The organism is Pseudomonas sp. BN606 (assembly GCF_029873115.1).
Lineage (GTDB): Bacteria > Pseudomonadota > Gammaproteobacteria > Pseudomonadales > Pseudomonadaceae > Metapseudomonas.
In genome coordinates, this window is sequence record NZ_SSOF01000041.1 from 183,644 (window position 1) to 200,571 (window position 16,928).

Consider the following 16,928-nt stretch of genomic DNA (forward strand, 5'->3'; position numbering starts at 1 on the left):
CGGCCGCAAGAACGGCCCCGCGCGCAAGCAGATTCCATTAGCCAAAGCCCGGTCACACGGGCAGATGAAGACTGAACCATGGCCACTATCCACGTAGACGGCAAGACGCTCGAAGTCGATGGTGCAGACAACCTCCTGCAGGCCTGTCTGTCACTCGGACTCGACATCCCCTACTTCTGCTGGCACCCGGCGCTCGGTAGCGTCGGCGCCTGCCGCCAGTGCGCGGTCAAGCAGTACACCGACGAGAACGACAAGCGTGGTCGCCTCGTCATGTCCTGCATGACTCCCGCCACCGATAACAGCTGGATTTCCATCGACGACGAAGAGGCCAAGCAGTTCCGCGCCAGCGTCGTCGAATGGCTGATGACCAACCACCCGCACGACTGCCCGGTGTGCGAGGAAGGTGGTCACTGCCACCTGCAGGACATGACGGTAATGACCGGCCACAACGCCCGTCGCTATCGCTTCACCAAGCGTACCCACCAGAACCAGGAACTCGGTCCGTTCATCGCTCACGAGATGAACCGTTGCATCGCCTGCTATCGCTGCGTGCGTTACTACAAGGATTACGCTGGCGGCACCGACCTCGGCGTCTACGGCGCCCACGACAACGTGTACTTCGGCCGCGTCGAAGACGGCACCCTCGAGAGCGAGTTCTCGGGCAACCTGGTCGAGGTCTGCCCGACTGGCGTGTTCACCGACAAGACCCACTCCGAGCGCTACAACCGCAAGTGGGACATGCAGTTCGCCCCGAGCATCTGCCATGGCTGCTCCAGTGGCTGCAACATCAGCCCCGGCGAGCGTTACGGCGAAATCCGCCGCATCGAGAACCGCTTCAACGGCTCGGTTAACCAGTACTTCCTCTGCGACCGCGGTCGCTTCGGTTACGGGTACGTCAACCGCGACGACCGTCCGCGCCAGCCGCGACTGGGTAACCAGCAACTGGGCCTGGACGCCGCCTTGGACAAGGCCGCCGAGCTGCTGAAAGGCAAGCGCGTGATTGGTATTGGCTCGCCGCGCGCCAGCCTCGAAGGCAACTTCGCCCTGCGTGAGCTGGTCGGTGGAGAGAACTTCTACTCTGGCATCGCCGCAAACGAACTGGCTAACCTGCGCCTGATTCGCGACATCCTGCAGAACGGCCCGCTGCCGGTGCCCACCCTGCGAGACGTCGAGAAGCACGACGCGATCTTCGTCCTCGGCGAAGACTTGACCCAGACAGCAGCCCGCATGGCCCTGGCCCTGCGTCAGGCCGTCAAGGGCAAGGCCACTGAAATCGCCGCCTCGATGAAGATCCAGGATTGGCACATGGCCGCTGTGCAGAACGTCGCCCAGGACGCGCTGAACCCGCTGTTCATTGCCAGCGTTGCCGCCACCCGGCTGGACGACGTCGCCGCTGAAAGTGTCCACGCTGCCCCGGCCGACCTCGCCCGCATCGGTTTCGCTGTTGCCCACGCCATCGACCCGAGCGCACCGGCCGTGGAAGGCCTGGAAAGCGAAGCCGCCGAGCTGGTCAAGCGCATCGCCGACGCCCTGCTCGCTGCCAAACGTCCGCTGATCATCTCCGGCGCCTCCCTTGGCGAGAAAGCCCTGATCGAAGCCGCTGCCAACATCGCCAGCGCACTGAAGAACCGTGAAAAGAACGGTTCCCTCAGCCTAGTGGTACCAGAAGCGAACAGCATGGGCCTGGCTCTCTTCGGTGGTGAATCCGTCGACGCCGCTCTCGAAGCGCTGACCGCCGGCAAGGCCGATGCAGTCGTCATTCTCGAGAATGACCTGTACCGCCGCGCCGACGCCGGCAAGGTCGATGCCGCCCTCGCCGCTGCCAAGGTCGTCATCGTTGCCGACCATCAGCAGACTGCTACCGTCGAACGTGCCCATCTGGTGCTGCCGGCCGCCAGCTTCGCTGAAGGCGACGGCACCCTGGTCAGCCTTGAAGGGCGCGCCCAGCGCTTCTTCCAGGTCTTCGATCCGACCTACTACGACGCCAACATCCTCGTTCGCGAAGGCTGGCGCTGGCTGCATGCTCTGCACAGCACTCTGCAAGGCAAGGCCGTCGACTGGACCCAGCTGGACCAGGTCACCGCAGCTTGCGCCGACAGCAGCCCATTGTTGGCCTCTATCCGCGACGCCGCACCGAGCGCTTCGTTCCGCATCAAGGGGATGAAACTCGCCCGCGAGCCGCACCGCTACAGCGGTCGTACTGCCATGCGCGCCAATATCAGCGTGCACGAGCCGCGTCAGCCCCAGGACAAGGACTCCGCCTTCGCCTTCTCCATGGAAGGCTATGCCGGTACCAAGGAAGACCGTCAGCAGATTCCGTTCGCCTGGTCTCCGGGCTGGAACTCCCCGCAAGCCTGGAACAAGTTCCAGGACGAAGTCGGTGGCCACCTGCGCGCTGGCGACCCGGGCGTTCGCCTGATCGAAGCCAAGGGCCAGGCATTGCCCTGGTTCTGCATCAATGCTGCGTTCAACCCGGCTCAGGGCACCTGGCAGGCCGTGCCTCTGCACCACCTGTTCGGCAGCGAGGAGAACAGTTCCCGCGCCGCTCCGGTGCAAGAACGCATCCCGCAGCCCTACGTGGCCATGGCCAAGGACGAAGCCGATCGCCTCGGCGTCAATGACGGCGCCCTTATCGCCCTGACCGTCAATGGCCAGACCCTGCGTCTGCCGCTTGCCGTCAAGGAAGAAATGGGCATCGGCCTGATCGGCCTGCCTGCCGGTCTGCCGGGTATCCCGGCGGTCTTCGCCGGTGCCGTCGTCACTGCCGTACAGGAGTCCGCGCAATGAGTTGGCTGACGCCCGAACTGATCGACATCGTCGTCACCGTCCTCAAAGCCATCGTCATCCTGCTCGGGGTGGTCGTGACCGGTGCGCTGCTCTCCTGGGTGGAACGCCGTCTGTTGGGTCTGTGGCAGGACCGATACGGCCCGAACCGCGTAGGCCCGTTCGGCGCCTTCCAGCTTGGCGCGGACATGATCAAGATGTTCTTCAAGGAAGACTGGACCCCGCCGTTCGCCGACAAGCTGATCTTCACCCTGGCGCCCATCATCGCGATGAGTGCCCTGTTGATCGCGTTTGCCGTGGTGCCGGTCACCCCCACATGGGGCGTGGCCGACCTGAACATCGGCGTGCTGTTCTTCTTCGCCATGGCCGGCATCGCGGTCTACGCGGTGCTCTTCGCCGGCTGGTCGAGCAACAACAAGTTCGCCCTGCTCGGCAGCCTGCGTGCCTCGGCCCAGACCATCTCCTACGAGGTGTTCCTGGCGCTGTCGCTGATGGGCATCGTGGCCCAGGTCGGCTCCTTCAACATGCGCGACATCGTTGAATACCAGGCCCAACACCTGTGGTTCATCATTCCGCAGTTCTTCGGCTTCTGTACCTTCTTCATCGCTGGCGTCGCCGTGACTCACCGTCACCCGTTCGACCAGCCGGAAGCGGAACAGGAACTGGCCGACGGCTACCACATCGAATACGCCGGCATGAAATGGGGCATGTTCTTCGTGGGTGAGTACATCGGCATTGTGCTGATCTCCGCCCTGCTCGTGACCCTGTTCTTCGGCGGCTGGCATGGCCCGTTCGGCATCCTGCCGCAGATCCCCTTCATCTGGTTTGCGCTCAAGACCGCCTTCTTCATCATGCTGTTCATCCTGCTGCGCGCGTCGATCCCGCGCCCGCGCTATGACCAGGTGATGGCCTTCAGCTGGAAGGTGTGCCTGCCGCTGACCCTGATCAACCTGCTGGTGACCGGCGCGCTCGTGCTGGCCGCGGCCCAGTAAGGAGAAACACCATGATCAAAGAAATCATCCACGTCGTGCATGGCACCTTCACCCAGCTTCGCAGCCTGGTGATGATCTTCGGCCATGCCTTCCGCAAGCGTGACACCCTGCAATACCCGGAAGAGCCCGTGTACCTGCCGCCGCGCTACCGCGGCCGCATCGTCCTCACCCGCGACCCCGATGGCGAAGAGCGTTGCGTAGCCTGCAACCTCTGCGCCGTGGCCTGCCCTGTCGGCTGCATTTCCCTGCAGAAGGCTGAGACCGAGGACGGACGCTGGTACCCCGAGTTCTTCCGCATCAACTTCTCCCGCTGCATCTTCTGCGGCCTGTGCGAAGAAGCCTGCCCCACCACCGCGATCCAGCTGACCCCGGATTTCGAGATGGGCGAGTTCAAGCGCCAGGACCTGGTGTACGAGAAGGAAGACCTGCTGATCTCCGGCCCGGGTAAGAACCCGGACTACAACTTCTATCGCGTGGCGGGTATGGCCATTGCCGGCAAGCCGAAAGGCGCCGCGCAGAACGAGGCCGAGCCGATCAACGTGAAGAGCCTGCTGCCCTAAGGAGACACGCGTGGAATTCGCCTTCTATTTCGCCGCTGGTGTGGCCGTTGTCTCCACCCTGCGGGTAATCACAAACACCAACCCGGTGCATGCCCTGCTGTACCTCATCGTCTCGCTGCTGGCGGTGTCGATGTGCTTCTTCGCCCTCGGCGCGCCGTTCGCCGGCGCCCTCGAAATCATCGTTTATGCCGGCGCCATCATGGTGCTGTTCGTCTTCGTGGTGATGATGCTCAACCTCGGCCCGGCAATCGCCGAACAGGAGAAGAAATGGCTCAAGCCCGGCATCTGGACCGGCCCTGCCCTGCTCTCCCTGATTCTGCTGGCCGAACTGCTGTATGTGCTGTTCGGCAATGCCACTGGTGCCACCATCGGTCACACCACCGTGGACGCCAAGGCAGTTGGCATCGCCCTCTTCGGCCCGTACCTGCTGGCCGTGGAGCTGGCTTCCATGCTGCTGCTGGCAGCCCTGGTCGCCGCCTTCCACCTCGGCCGCCACGAAGCTAAGGAATAAGCCATGAACGCAATCCCACTGGAACATGGCCTCGCGGTCGCCGGCATACTCTTCTGCCTGGGCCTCACGGGCCTCATGGTGCGCCGCAACATCCTCTTCGTGCTCATGAGCCTGGAAGTCATGATGAACGCTGCCGCGCTGGCCTTCGTGGTCGCCGGCGCCCGTTGGGCCCAGCCTGACGGCCAGATCATGTTCATTCTGGTGATCAGCCTTGCAGCCGCCGAAGCCAGTATCGGCCTGGCAATCCTGCTGCAGCTGTACCGCCGCTTCCATACCCTCGATATCGACGCTGCCAGCGAGATGCGCGGATGAACCTTCTATTCCTCACTTGCCTGTTCCCGCTGCTCGGCTGGTTCATCCTGGCCTTCTCCCGCGGGCGTTTCTCCGAAAACACATCCGCCGTCATCGGCGTCGGATCCGTGGGCCTCTCGGCCCTGATCGCCGCCTGGATCATCTGGCAGTTCAACGTGGCCCCGCCGGAAGGCGGTGTCTACACCCAGGTGCTCTGGCAGTGGATGAGCGTGGCGGGCTTCGCGCCCAGCTTCACCCTCTACCTGGACGGCCTGTCCCTGACCATGCTCGGCGTGGTCACCGGCGTCGGCTTCCTGATCCACCTGTTCGCTTCCTGGTACATGCGCGGTGAAGAGGGCTACTCCCGCTTCTTCGCCTACACCAACCTGTTCATCGCCAGCATGCTGTTCCTGGTGCTGGGCGATAACCTGCTGTTCCTCTACTTCGGTTGGGAAGGCGTGGGGTTGTGCTCGTACCTGCTGATCGGCTTCTACTTCAAGTACACGCCCAACGGTAACGCGGCACTCAAGGCCTTCATCGTCACCCGCGTGGGTGACGTGTTCATGGCCATCGGGCTGTTCATCCTGTTCTTCCACCTGGGTACCCTGAACATCCAGGAACTGATGAAGCTGGCCCCCGAGAAGTACGTGGCCGGTGACGCCTGGCTCTGGGTCGCGACCCTGATGCTGCTCGGCGGCGCAGTGGGCAAATCCGCCCAGCTGCCGCTTCAGACCTGGCTGGCGGACGCGATGGCGGGCCCGACTCCGGTTTCCGCGTTGATCCACGCGGCTACCATGGTGACCGCCGGCGTCTACCTGATCGCCCGTACCCACGGCCTGTTCCTGCTGACTCCGGAAATCCTCGAACTGGTCGGCATCGTGGGTGGCGTAACCCTGGTCCTGGCTGGCTTCGCCGCGCTGGTGCAGACCGACATCAAGCGAATCCTCGCCTACTCCACCATGAGCCAGATCGGCTACATGTTCCTCGCCCTCGGCGTTGGCGCATGGGATGCGGCGATTTTCCACCTGATGACCCACGCCTTCTTCAAGGCTCTGCTGTTCCTCGCTTCGGGTGCGGTGATCAACGCCTGCCACCACGAGCAGAACATCTTCAAGATGGGTGGCCTGTGGAAGAAACTGCCGCTGGCCTACGCGAGCTTCATCGTAGGTGGTGCGGCCCTGGCGGCCCTGCCGCTGGTCACCGCGGGCTTCTACTCCAAGGACGAGATCCTCTGGGAAGCCTTCGCCAGTGGCCACTCCGGTCTGCTCTACGCCGGTCTGGCGGGCGCCTTCCTGACCTCGATCTACACCTTCCGCCTGATATTCATCGCCTTCCACGGTGAAGCGAAGACCGAAGCTCACGCTGGCCACGGCGTCGCCCACTGGCTGCCGCTGAGCGTGCTGATCGTGCTCTCTACCTTCATTGGCGCACTGATCACCCCGCCGCTGGCCGGTGTACTGCCGGAAAGCGTCGGCCACGCCGGTGGCGAAGCCAAGCACAGCCTGGAAATCGCCTCGGGCGCCATCGCCCTGGCGGGCATCCTGCTGGCCGCCCTGCTCTTCCTTGGCAAGCGCCGTTTCGTCAGCGCACTCGCCCAGAGTGCGCCGGGCCGCTTCCTTGGTGCCTGGTGGTACGCCGCCTGGGGCTTCGACTGGCTCTACGACCTGCTGTTCGTCAAACCCTACCTGCTGGTCTGCCGCCTGCTCCGTCGCGATCCCATCGACGGCACCATCGGCCTGGTTCCACGCGTGGTAAGGGGCGGCAACTTTGCCCTCAGCCGTAGCCAGACCGGCCAGCTGCGCTGGTACGCCGTATCCATCGTCGGCGGAGCCGTGCTCGTGCTCGGCGCCGTGCTGCTGACCTGAATCTTCTTAAGGAATTGAGCCCGTCATGATTCTGCCCTGGCTAATCCTGATTCCCTTCATCGGCGGCCTGCTCTGCTGGCAGGGTGAGCGCTTCAGCGCCACCCTGCCACGCTGGATCGCCTTGCTGACCATGTCCCTGCTGTTCGTCCTCGGCCTTTGGCTGTGGGCGACCGGCGACTTCACCCTGGCCCCTGCTCCCGGCACCGATCCGGTGTGGGCGGAGGAGTTCAAGGTGCAGTGGATCGAGCGTTTCGGCGTCACCATCCACCTGGCCCTGGACGGCATCTCCATCCTGATGATCGTCCTCACCGGCCTGCTCGGTGTGCTGTCCGTGCTCTGCTCCTGGCGTGAAATCCAGAACCGCGTCGGCTTCTTCCACCTCAACCTGATGTGGATCCTCGGCGGCGTGGTCGGCGTGTTCCTCGCCATCGACCTGTTCCTGTTCTTCTTCTTCTGGGAAATGATGCTGGTGCCGATGTACTTCCTCATCGCGCTCTGGGGTCATAGCGGCAGCAAGGGCAAGACCCGGATCACCGCCGCCACCAAGTTCTTCATCTACACCCAGGCCAGCGGCCTGATCATGCTGGTGGCCATCCTCGGCCTGGTGCTGGTGAACTACAGCAATACCGGCGTGCTGACCTTCAACTACGCCGACCTGCTGAAAGCCCAGCTCGCCCCGGGTACCGAGTACCTGCTGATGCTCGGTTTCTTCATCGCCTTCGCGGTGAAGTTCCCGGTGGTGCCGTTCCACTCCTGGCTGCCCGATGCCCACGCCCAGGCCCCGACCGCTGGCTCCGTGGACCTCGCCGGCATCCTGCTCAAGACTGCCGCCTACGGCATGATCCGCTTCGCCCTGCCGCTGTTCCCCAACGCGTCGGCCGAGTTCGCGCCAATCGCCCAGTGGCTGGGTGTGTTCGCCATTGTCTACGGTGCCCTGCTGTCGTTCGCCCAGACCGACATCAAGCGCCTGGTGGCCTACTCCAGCGTTTCGCACATGGGCTTCGTGTTGATCGCCATTTACTCCAGCAGCCAGATCGCTCTGCAGGGCGCCATCGTGCAGATGATCGCCCACGGCCTCTCCGCTGCCGCGCTCTTTATCCTGTGCGGCCAGCTGTACGAACGCTTGCACACCCGTGACATGCGCGAGATGGGCGGTATCTGGAACCGTATGCCTTACCTGCCGGCCATCAGCCTGTTCTTCGCTGCCGCCGCACTGGGCCTGCCGGGTACCGGCAACTTCGTCGGCGAGTTCCTGATCCTGGTCGGATCGTTCCAGCAAGTGCCGTGGATTGCCGTACTGGCCTCTACCGGCCTGGTGTTCGGTTCGGTCTACTCGCTGATCATGATCCACCGCGCCTACTTCGGTCCGGCGAAGAACGAAAACGCCTACGAAGGCCTGCGCTATCGCGAGCTGACCATGGTCCTGGGCCTCGCCGCCCTGTTGATCCTGCTCGGCGTTTACCCGCAACCGGTACTGGATACCTCCGCTGCGACCATGCATGGCGTGCACCAGTGGCTGGATTCCGCCGTCAATCAACTCGTTGCCCGGTAAGTAGGTTATGGAATTCACGACTCAACACCTGATCGCCCTGCTACCGCTGCTGGTCACCTGCGCCACGATAGTTGTGGTCATGCTGGCCATCGCCTGGAAGCGGCACCACTCCTGGACCTTCGGCCTTTCGGTCATCGGTCTGAACCTCGCCCTGCTTTCCATCGTCCCGGCACTCAAGGTCGCTCCCCTGGAAGTGACCCCGCTGATGATGGTCGACAACTTCGGCGCCTATTACATGGCGCTGGTCCTGGCCGGCACCCTCGCCTGCGTCACACTGATCCACGCCTACCTGGGCGGTGAGTCGGGCAAGGGCTATCCGGGCAACCGCGAAGAGATGTACCTGCTGATCCTCCTGTCCGCCGCTGGCGGTCTGGTGCTGGTCACCGCGCAGCACCTCGCTGGCTTGTTCATCGGCCTGGAACTGCTTTCGGTACCGGTATACGGCCTGGTGGCGTACGCCTTCTTCAACAAGCGTTCCCTGGAAGCCGGCATCAAGTACATGGTGCTGTCCGCCGCAGGCTCCGCTTTCCTGCTGTTCGGCATGGCTCTGCTCTACGCCGATGCCGGCAGCCTGAGCTTCAGCCAGCTGACCGCTGCAGGCACCTCCAGCGTGCTGTCCCAGCTCGGCATCGGCATGATGCTCATCGGCCTGGCGTTCAAGCTCTCCCTGGTTCCATTCCACCTCTGGACCCCGGACGTGTACGAAGGCGCCCCGGCGCCGGTGGCGGCGTTCCTGGCCACCGCCAGCAAAGTCGCCGTGTTCGCTGTTCTGCTGCGTCTGTACCAACTGTCCCCGGCCACCGCCGGTGGCTGGCTGAACGACCTGCTGACCGTCATCGCCATCGCCTCCATCCTCTTCGGCAACCTGCTGGCCCTGGTGCAGAACAATATCAAGCGTCTGCTGGGTTACTCCTCGATCGCGCACTTCGGCTACCTGCTGGTGGCACTGATCGCGAGCAAGGGCCTGGCCGTCGAAGCCATCGGTGTCTACCTGGCCACTTACGTGCTGACCAGCCTGGGCGCCTTCGGAGTGGTGACTCTGATGTCCACGCCTTACAGCGGCCGTGACTGCGACGCCCTGTACGAGTACCGCGGCCTGTTCTGGCGCCGTCCGTACCTGACCGCCGTGCTCACCGTGATGATGCTGTCCCTGGCCGGCATCCCGCTCACCGCGGGCTTCATCGGCAAGTTCTTCGTGATCGCCGCCGGTGTCCAATCCGGCCTGTGGTGGCTGCTGGGCGCCATGGTCCTGGGCAGCGCCATCGGCGTGTTCTACTACCTGCGCGTCATGGTCACCCTGTTCCTGGTCGAGCCGAACCTGCGTCGCCACGACGCCGACCTGCACTGGGCCCAACGTGCCGGCGGCATCATGCTGCTGTTCGTCGCCCTGCTGGCGTTCTTCCTCGGCGTCTACCCGCAGCCGCTGCTGGACCTGGTCCAGCACTCAGGTCTGGTGGCCCTGGCCAACTAAGCGGAACCCGAGAAACGAAAACCCGGCCATGTGCCGGGTTTTTCGTTCCTGGCGGAAAGCACACCCGCCTATGGCAGCATTACTTTCTTGCCCGCCTCGGTGAACAGGTCCCAACTCGCAACGAACAATGCCGCGATCAGCGGGCCGATGACGAAGCCGTTGAGGCCGAACAGCGACAGCCCGCCCAAGGTGGAAATCAGCACCAGATAGTCCGGCATGCGCGTGTCCTTGCCCACCAGCATCGGCCGCAGAAAATTGTCCACCAGGCCGATCACGAGGATGCCGAACAGCGCCAGACCCACACCTTCCCAGAGCGCTCCATTAAGCACGAAGAACAGCGCCACGGGCCCCCAGATCAGGCCGGCACCCACCAGTGGCAGCAGGGACAGAAATGCCATCATGACGCCCCAGAACACCGGGCTCTGGATATCCATGAACCAGAACACCAGGCTGCCCAGCGCCCCCTGGACAATGGCGACCACTATGTTGCCTTTGACCGTGGCGCGTACCACGCGGGTGAATTTGATCTGCAATCGACGCTTGTGCTGCTCGCCGAGGGGTATGGCCATGCGCACGTTGCGCGCTACTTCGTAGCCATCGCGGAGAAAGAAGTACAACAGGTAGAGCATCACGAAGAAGCCCGCCACCGCCTCGAAGGTGTTCTGGCCGATGGCGAAAGCCTTGGTAGCGAGGAACTGGCTGCCCTGCAGCATCCCGCTGACGATGCGGTCACGCAGACCGTTGAAATTGCCAATGCCCAGGCGATCCAGCTGACGCTGGAGGAATCTCGGCAGCAACTCCCTGAATTGGTTCACGTACGCGCCAATATCCAGCTCTCCGGACTCGAGCCGGTGGTAGAAGTCCGCGCCTTCCTGCACCAACATCAGGCCGATGAGCAAAACCGGCAGCACCGCTACCACCAGGCAGAGGAACAGCGTGATCATCGCCGACAGATTGCCCCGTCCACCCAGACGCAGTGCAAGCTGGCGCTGCAAAGGGCTGAAGATCACCGCCAGCACCACTGCCCAGAAAACCGCTCCGTAGAAAGGCAGCAGAATCCAGCAGAAAGCTAGCGATACCACCACAAGAAGGAGGATCAGGGTACGGCTGTGCATTTGCCGCTGAGAAGCCATGGCAGTGCCGCAGGGTGAAGAGAACCTACAGCGTTAGTCCGCAGCGAGTCGGGAAAAGTGCTAAGTGTTTTTTTGGCGCCTGTCGGGGTCAGCCGCAGGGTCGCGGGTCAGAATGCCGACGTGTTTTGCCCCTATAAGGGGCATCTCGAAGCAGACGGGAAAATCGTAGCCCGGACTCACCGCCGCACGAGTAGGAGCGAGCTTGCTCGCGAAGAGTCCGAGCGCGCTATTTCGCGAGCAAGCTCGCTCCTACGAAGGGATCTGCCGATCAGATACGGAACTGGCGAACCAGTCCGCCGAGGCTATCGCCCAGTCGCGACAGGCTACAAGCGGTCTCGGCGCCGTGGCGGGTTTCTTCCGCCACGCTGTCCACCGCAACAGCGATCTGGTGGACGCTGCGATTGATCTCTTCAGCTACCGCAGTCTGCTCTTCAGCCGCACTGGCGATTTGCGCGTTCATCGCATTGATAGTCCCGATCAGCCCGGCAATGGCATCCAGCGACGCACCGGCCTGGTTCGCTTGGCTGCTGGTGATATCTCCCGCATCGCTGGAACGACGCATGGCCGTCACGGCGTCCTGGGTACCCTGTTGCAGACGGTCGATCATGCCCTGGATTTCCTGCGTGCTCTGCTGGGTGCGACTAGCCAGCGCACGCACCTCGTCCGCGACCACGGCAAAGCCCCGCCCCGCCTCACCGGCACGGGCCGCTTCGATGGCAGCATTGAGCGCCAGCAAGTTGGTCTGCTCGGCGATGGAGCGAATCACGCCAAGCACGCTGACGATGGACTGGACATCCTGTTGCAGGCTGTCCAGAGACACGCCGCTGCTGCGGATATCGCCCACCAGAGCATGAATTCGAGTAATGCTGCCATCTACCACCTGCTTGGCGGCCTGGCCCTCCTGGTCGGTCTGCTGCGCGGCCTCGGCGGCCCCCTGGGCACTCCTGGCCACTTCATGGGCGGCGGCAGACATCTCGTTGATTGCCGTCGCCACCTGATCGGTTTCCTGGCGCTGGCGCTCCATGGCCTGCTCGGAACGCTGGGCCTGGGCCGCCACCTCGCCCACCAGGCTGGTGAGCTGGCCAGTCATGTCGACGATCTGACGCACCAGACCGTGAATCTTCTCGACGAAACGGTTGAAGGAGCCCGCCAGCTCACCCAGTTCGTCCTGGCTGTCCACTGCCAGACGGCGGGTCAGGTCGCCTTCGCCAGCAGCGATGTCATCCAGGTTGGCCTTGATGCGCTGCAACGGACGCACCAGGGCGTTGGCCAGGCCCAGGCCGACGAGGCCGAAGATCACCAGCAGCACTGCGGCGATTACTGCCACGCTGGTCACGATAGTGCTTACGCGCTCGTCGATTTCTCCTTCCACCTCGGCCACCTGCGCAGCTACACCATCGAGGTTAACTGCGGTGCCCAGCGCAATGTCCCACTTGGGCAGGTAATAGCTGTAACCCAGCTTGGGAACCAGGACGCTCTCGTTCCCCGGCAATGACGAGCTGTACTCGACATAGTTGGAACCGTCCTTGGCCACTGCCACCAGACGGTCGTTCACCGCAACGCCGTTCGGGTCCTTGCGACCGGTGAAGCTCTTGCCTACGTCCACCGGGCTATCGCCGCGGAACAGGCGAACCACCTGCGAGTCGTAACCGAAGAAGTAGCCGTCCTTGCCGTACTTGATTTTCGACAGGATGGCGATTGCCTGGTCGCGGCTGGCGGTGTCGCCGGGCGCGGATGCGTCATAGAGCGCCTGCACCGATCCCAAGGCTATCTGCATGTAGTTCCTGAGCTCCAGGCGACTCTCCGCAATCAGGCGCTCGCGGGTGTTCTTGACCTCGTTTTCGGCCAGGCTGTGGATCACCTTGGTCACGGCGCCAGACAGCACGAGCGCGAAGAGGATCACCGGCACCAGGGCCAGCAGCAACAGTTTGGTCTTCAGAGTCAAACGCATCGAGCAATCCTCGGAAAGCAGGGCCAGAACGCACAGCGGGGTTGTCGATATATCGGCAACCCCGCTCGTACCTTAAGCGACCGCTGAGTCGAAATAACTAAACGAACACCAGCTGTGGCGCGCCCTACAGCACCATCGACGCAACCCAGCCGAAGGCCAGCAACGGCAGGTTGTAGTGCAGGAAGGTCGGCACCACGGTGTCCCAGATATGGTTGTGCTGGCCATCCACATTCAGGCCGGCGGTAGGGCCCAGGGTCGAGTCGGAAGCCGGAGAACCGGCATCACCCAAGGCACCAGCAGTGCCGACAATGCTGACAATGGCCAGCGGGCTGAAACCCAATTGCACGCACAGCGGCACAAAGATGGCCGCGATGATGGGCACCGTGGAGAAGGATGAACCAATGCCCATGGTCACAAGCAGACCCACCAGCAGCATCAGCAGCGCACCGAGCGCCTTGCTGTGGCCGATCCAGCCTGCGGAGGCGTCCACGAGTGTCGCGACGTGACCGGTTTCACGCATCACCTCGGCAAAGCCCGAGGCGGCAATCATGATGAAGCCGATCATCGCCATCATCTTCATGCCTTCGGTGAACAGATCGTCCGTCTCTTTCCAGCGCACCACGCCGGACACCGAGAAAATCACGAAGCCCAGCAGCGCACCGATGATCATCGAATCCAGCAACAGCTGCACCACGAAGGCACTCACGATCGCCACGCCCGCCACACCCAGGCTCAATGGGTTGTATGCAACGCTGACCTGTTCGGCCTGGGCAATGCGTTCCAGGTCATAGATGCGCTTGCCGCGATAGCTGATGAACACCGCAATGAGAAGACCGGCGACCATGCCCAGTGCCGGTATCAACATCGCCTCGGTGACATTCACACCGGTAACGTCCACGCCACTTTTCACCACATTCGCCAGCAGAATCTCGTTCAGGAAGATGTTCCCGAACCCCACTGGCAAGAACATGTAAGGCGTGATCAGGCCGAAGGTGATCACACAGGCGATCAGGCGGCGGTCGATGGCCAGGCGCGTCAATACATATAGAAGTGGCGGTACCAGCAGCGGAATGAACGCGATATGGATTGGCAGGATGTTCTGCGAGGAGATCGCCACGCACAGCAGCAACGCCACCAGGCCCCATTTCAGTGCACCGCCCTCGTTGGCCTCCTGCTTGCCCACCAGCGCCAGGGCTTTGTCGGCCAACGCGTGGGCCAGGCCGGAACGAGCGATGGCCACGGCGAATGCGCCCAGCAACGCGTAGGACAGCGCCACGGTGGCACCGCCACCTAGACCTTTGTTGAAAGCCGCCAGGGCGCCGTCGACGCCCAGACCACCGACCATGCCGCCCGCCAGTGCACCAATGATCAGGGCCACCACCACATGTACCCGGCACAGGCTGAGGACCAGCATGATCCCCACCGCCGCCACTACCGCATTCATCGCCACTCCTCGGTTCTTCGAGCCTTGCCAGCCAAGGACTCTGCCGCAAAAAAAAGCGCGCACTCTGCCGAAAGCGGCCCCTCCTGTCAAAAGCGTTCGGAATATTGGTCGGAGTGTGCATAATTCTTGCCTGCAAATTGCGCCCTCGTGCATTCCGCACGGCTATTCGTCGTCTTTGCGTCAAGAAATCGCCAGCCGCGCCGACAACGAATGAAGTTCCGACGAGACAGAAGGAAGCCCCAATGCCGTTCAATCGCCTGTCCATCCAGTGGAAGATCACCCTGCTGGCCGGACTCTGCCTGCTGGCCATCGTGACCCTGCTGGTCGGTTCGTCCCTGTACCAGTCCAAGCGCAGCGCCAGCCTGGTGAAAGCCGACAGCAGCCAGATGCTCGACCAGAGCGCCCGACAGAGCCTGCAAGCTCGTTCGGAACTCCAGGCCATCCGCATCCAGCGCTACTTCATGGACAACTATCAGTACGGCAAAGGCTTCTCGCGTCAGGTCCTGTTCCTCAAGGAACAGGCTGAAAAACGCTTCCTCGACGCCTTTGACCTGCGCGAAGACCTGACCCGCCAGGTGCGCACCAGCCTGGAGGCGAATCCGGAGATCCTGGGGCTGTACCTGGTCTTCGAACCCAACGCCCTGGACGGCAAGGACGAACTCTTCGTCGACCAGGCCGAGCTCGGTAGCAACGACAAGGGTCGCTTCTCCCTGTACTGGTCCCAACCGACTCCCGGCAAGCTCGAATCCGAGTCGATGACCGAGGAACTGCTCGCCGACAGCAGCACCGGCCCCAGCGGCGCGCCCTATAACGCCTGGTACACCTGCCCGATGAAAACCGGCCAGGCCTGTGTGCTGGACCCCTACTTCGATAACGTGGGCGACCGCCAGGTACTGATGACCAGCATTGCCTTCCCGCTTCAACTGAACGGCAAGACCGTTGGCGTCATGGGCCTGGACATCAGCCTGGAGAGCCTGCAGCAACTGAGCATGGCCGGTAATCGCGAGCTCTATGACGGCAACGGCCACGTCAGCATCATCAGCCCAGCTGGCCTACTCGCCGGCCACAGCCGCGATGCCAGTCTGCTCAGCGCCAAACTGGACAAGGCCTTCGGTGACAAGGCAGCGGAACTTGCCAGCAATCTGCAGGCCGGCAAATCCGCGGAAATGGAGCACGACGGCATGCTGCGCGTGATGCAGCCGTTCAAGCCGATCCCCACCGCCGCGCCCTGGAGCGTATTGCTGGAAGTTCCCGAGAAGGTCCTGCTGGCACCGGCCCTGAAACTGGATGCCAAACTCGACCAGCAGAACGACACCGCCAACCTCACCGGCCTGCTGATCGGCCTCGTCGCCGGCGTCGCCGGCCTGCTGCTGGTATGGCTCACCGCCCGTGGCGTGACCCGGCCGATCCTCGGCGTGGCCAGTATGCTGAAGGACATCGCCAGTGGCGAAGGCGACCTGACCCGCCGCCTGGACTACGCCCGCCAGGACGAACTGGGTGAACTGGCCGGCTGGTTCAACCGCTTCCTCGACAAGCTTCAGCCGATCATTGCCGACGTGAAACGCTCGGTGCAGGACGCCCGCAGCACCGCCGACCAGTCCGCCGCCATCGCCAGCCAGACCAGCGCCGGCATGCAGCAGCAGTACCGCGAAGTGGACCAGGTGGCCACCGCCTCCAACGAGATGAGCGCCACCGCCCAGGACGTCGCCCGCAGCGCCGCCCAGGCCGCCGAAGCCGCGCGGGGGGCCGACCACGCCACCCAGGAAGGCCTCGGCGTGATCGGCAAGACCACCAGCGCCATCGAGCAACTGGCCAGCGAAATGAGTGCGGCCATGGAAGAGGTGCAGGCGCTGGCCAACAGCAGCGAGCAGATCGGCTCGGTGCTGGAAGTGATCCGCGCCATCGCCGAGCAGACCAACCTGCTGGCGCTCAACGCGGCCATCGAGGCGGCGCGTGCCGGCGAGGCCGGCCGCGGCTTCGCGGTGGTGGCCGATGAAGTGCGCAACCTGGCCAAGCGCACCCAGGACTCGGTGGAGGAAATCCGCCAGGTGATCGAGGGCCTGCAGCACGGCACGCGCGAGGTGGTCGGTTCGATGCACAGCAGCCACCGCCAGGCCCAGGGCAGCGTCGAGCAGGTGGAACAGGCGGTGACCGCGCTGCAACGCATCGGCGAAGCGGTGACGGTGATCACCGACATGAACCTGCAGATCGCCAGCGCCGCCGAGGAACAGAGCGCGGTGGCCGAGGAGATCAACCGCAACGTGGCGGCGATCCGCGACGTCACCGAATCGCTCTCCGGCCAGGCCGAGGAGTCCGCCCAGGTCAGCCAGGCGCTGAACCGCCTGGCCAACCACCAACAGGGGCTGATGGCGCA

12 protein-coding genes are annotated in these 16,928 nt (G+C 63.4%); 9 read left to right on the forward strand and 3 right to left on the reverse strand.

Annotated features, from left to right (window positions below; translation table 11 throughout):
- Positions 1-78 precede the first annotated feature (78 nt).
- From nuoG to nuoN, 8 genes are read left to right on the forward strand one after another with little or no spacing between them, the layout of a single operon-like run.
- The gene (gene nuoG / locus E8E75_RS05350) at positions 79-2,787 is read left to right on the forward strand and encodes an NADH-quinone oxidoreductase subunit NuoG (RefSeq protein WP_280358249.1); all 2,709 of its coding nucleotides are present in this window, start codon (positions 79-81) and stop codon (positions 2,785-2,787) included.
- On the forward strand, positions 2,784-3,776 hold the full coding sequence (gene nuoH / locus E8E75_RS05355) for an NADH-quinone oxidoreductase subunit NuoH (RefSeq protein WP_120651300.1): 993 nt from the start codon (positions 2,784-2,786) through the stop codon (positions 3,774-3,776). The genes nuoG and nuoH overlap by 4 nt, the downstream gene beginning before the upstream one ends.
- Before the next feature lie 11 nt (positions 3,777-3,787).
- Positions 3,788-4,336, forward strand: coding sequence for an NADH-quinone oxidoreductase subunit NuoI (gene nuoI, locus E8E75_RS05360; RefSeq protein ID WP_028628751.1), 549 nt, complete (start codon positions 3,788-3,790; stop codon positions 4,334-4,336).
- 10 nt (positions 4,337-4,346) lie between these two features.
- Positions 4,347-4,847, forward strand: coding sequence for an NADH-quinone oxidoreductase subunit J (gene nuoJ / locus E8E75_RS05365; protein WP_137823045.1), 501 nt, complete (start codon positions 4,347-4,349; stop codon positions 4,845-4,847).
- Positions 4,848-4,850: 3 nt separating this feature from the next.
- Positions 4,851-5,159, forward strand: coding sequence for an NADH-quinone oxidoreductase subunit NuoK (gene nuoK, locus E8E75_RS05370; RefSeq protein WP_028628753.1), 309 nt, complete (start codon positions 4,851-4,853; stop codon positions 5,157-5,159).
- Positions 5,156-7,003: an NADH-quinone oxidoreductase subunit L gene (nuoL, locus tag E8E75_RS05375; RefSeq protein ID WP_153922527.1), complete on the forward strand. Its 1,848-nt coding sequence runs from the start codon at positions 5,156-5,158 to the stop codon at positions 7,001-7,003. Before nuoK ends, nuoL begins: the two co-directional genes overlap by 4 nt.
- A gap of 25 nt (positions 7,004-7,028) precedes the next feature.
- Positions 7,029-8,555 (forward strand): NADH-quinone oxidoreductase subunit M, encoded by a 1,527-nt coding sequence (gene nuoM, locus E8E75_RS05380; protein ID WP_153922529.1) that lies wholly within the window; start codon positions 7,029-7,031, stop codon positions 8,553-8,555.
- A 7-nt stretch (positions 8,556-8,562) separates the two neighbouring features.
- On the forward strand, positions 8,563-10,026 hold the full coding sequence (gene nuoN, locus E8E75_RS05385; RefSeq protein ID WP_153922531.1) for an NADH-quinone oxidoreductase subunit NuoN: 1,464 nt from the start codon (positions 8,563-8,565) through the stop codon (positions 10,024-10,026).
- Positions 10,027-10,094: 68 nt separating this feature from the next.
- Here nuoN and E8E75_RS05390 read toward each other — a convergent pair whose 3' ends face one another.
- The 3 genes from E8E75_RS05390 to E8E75_RS05400 form a co-directional block, all read right to left on the reverse strand.
- Complete coding sequence (locus tag E8E75_RS05390; RefSeq protein ID WP_120651305.1) at positions 10,095-11,141, reverse strand: AI-2E family transporter; 1,047 nt, start codon at positions 11,139-11,141, stop codon at positions 10,095-10,097.
- Between the two features lie 286 nt (positions 11,142-11,427).
- Complete coding sequence (locus E8E75_RS05395; protein WP_153922533.1) at positions 11,428-13,110, reverse strand: methyl-accepting chemotaxis protein; 1,683 nt, start codon at positions 13,108-13,110, stop codon at positions 11,428-11,430.
- A 124-nt stretch (positions 13,111-13,234) separates the two neighbouring features.
- Positions 13,235-14,554: a Na+/H+ antiporter family protein gene (locus E8E75_RS05400; protein WP_153922535.1), complete on the reverse strand. Its 1,320-nt coding sequence runs from the start codon at positions 14,552-14,554 to the stop codon at positions 13,235-13,237.
- A gap of 242 nt (positions 14,555-14,796) precedes the next feature.
- On the opposite strand from E8E75_RS05400, the gene E8E75_RS05405 reads away from it, so the two are divergent.
- On the forward strand, positions 14,797-16,928 hold a 2,132-nt coding region (locus tag E8E75_RS05405), incomplete at its 3' end, for a methyl-accepting chemotaxis protein (protein WP_280358252.1).

Excerpts from the sequence above, each read along its gene's own strand:
- nuoG (WP_280358249.1), top strand. The coding sequence starts at position 79 with ATGGCCACTATCCACGTAGACGGCAAGACGCTCGAAGTCGATGGTGCA.
- nuoH (WP_120651300.1), top strand. The coding sequence starts at position 2,784 with ATGAGTTGGCTGACGCCCGAACTGATCGACATCGTCGTCACCGTCCTC.
- nuoI (WP_028628751.1), top strand. The coding sequence starts at position 3,788 with ATGATCAAAGAAATCATCCACGTCGTGCATGGCACCTTCACCCAGCTT.
- nuoK (WP_028628753.1), top strand. The coding sequence starts at position 4,851 with ATGAACGCAATCCCACTGGAACATGGCCTCGCGGTCGCCGGCATACTC.
- nuoL (WP_153922527.1), top strand. The coding sequence starts at position 5,156 with ATGAACCTTCTATTCCTCACTTGCCTGTTCCCGCTGCTCGGCTGGTTC.
- nuoM (WP_153922529.1), top strand. The coding sequence starts at position 7,029 with ATGATTCTGCCCTGGCTAATCCTGATTCCCTTCATCGGCGGCCTGCTC.
- nuoN (WP_153922531.1), top strand. The coding sequence starts at position 8,563 with ATGGAATTCACGACTCAACACCTGATCGCCCTGCTACCGCTGCTGGTC.
- E8E75_RS05390 (WP_120651305.1), bottom strand. The coding sequence starts at position 11,141 with ATGCACAGCCGTACCCTGATCCTCCTTCTTGTGGTGGTATCGCTAGCT.
- E8E75_RS05395 (WP_153922533.1), bottom strand. The coding sequence starts at position 13,110 with ATGCGTTTGACTCTGAAGACCAAACTGTTGCTGCTGGCCCTGGTGCCG.
- E8E75_RS05400 (WP_153922535.1), bottom strand. The coding sequence starts at position 14,554 with ATGAATGCGGTAGTGGCGGCGGTGGGGATCATGCTGGTCCTCAGCCTG.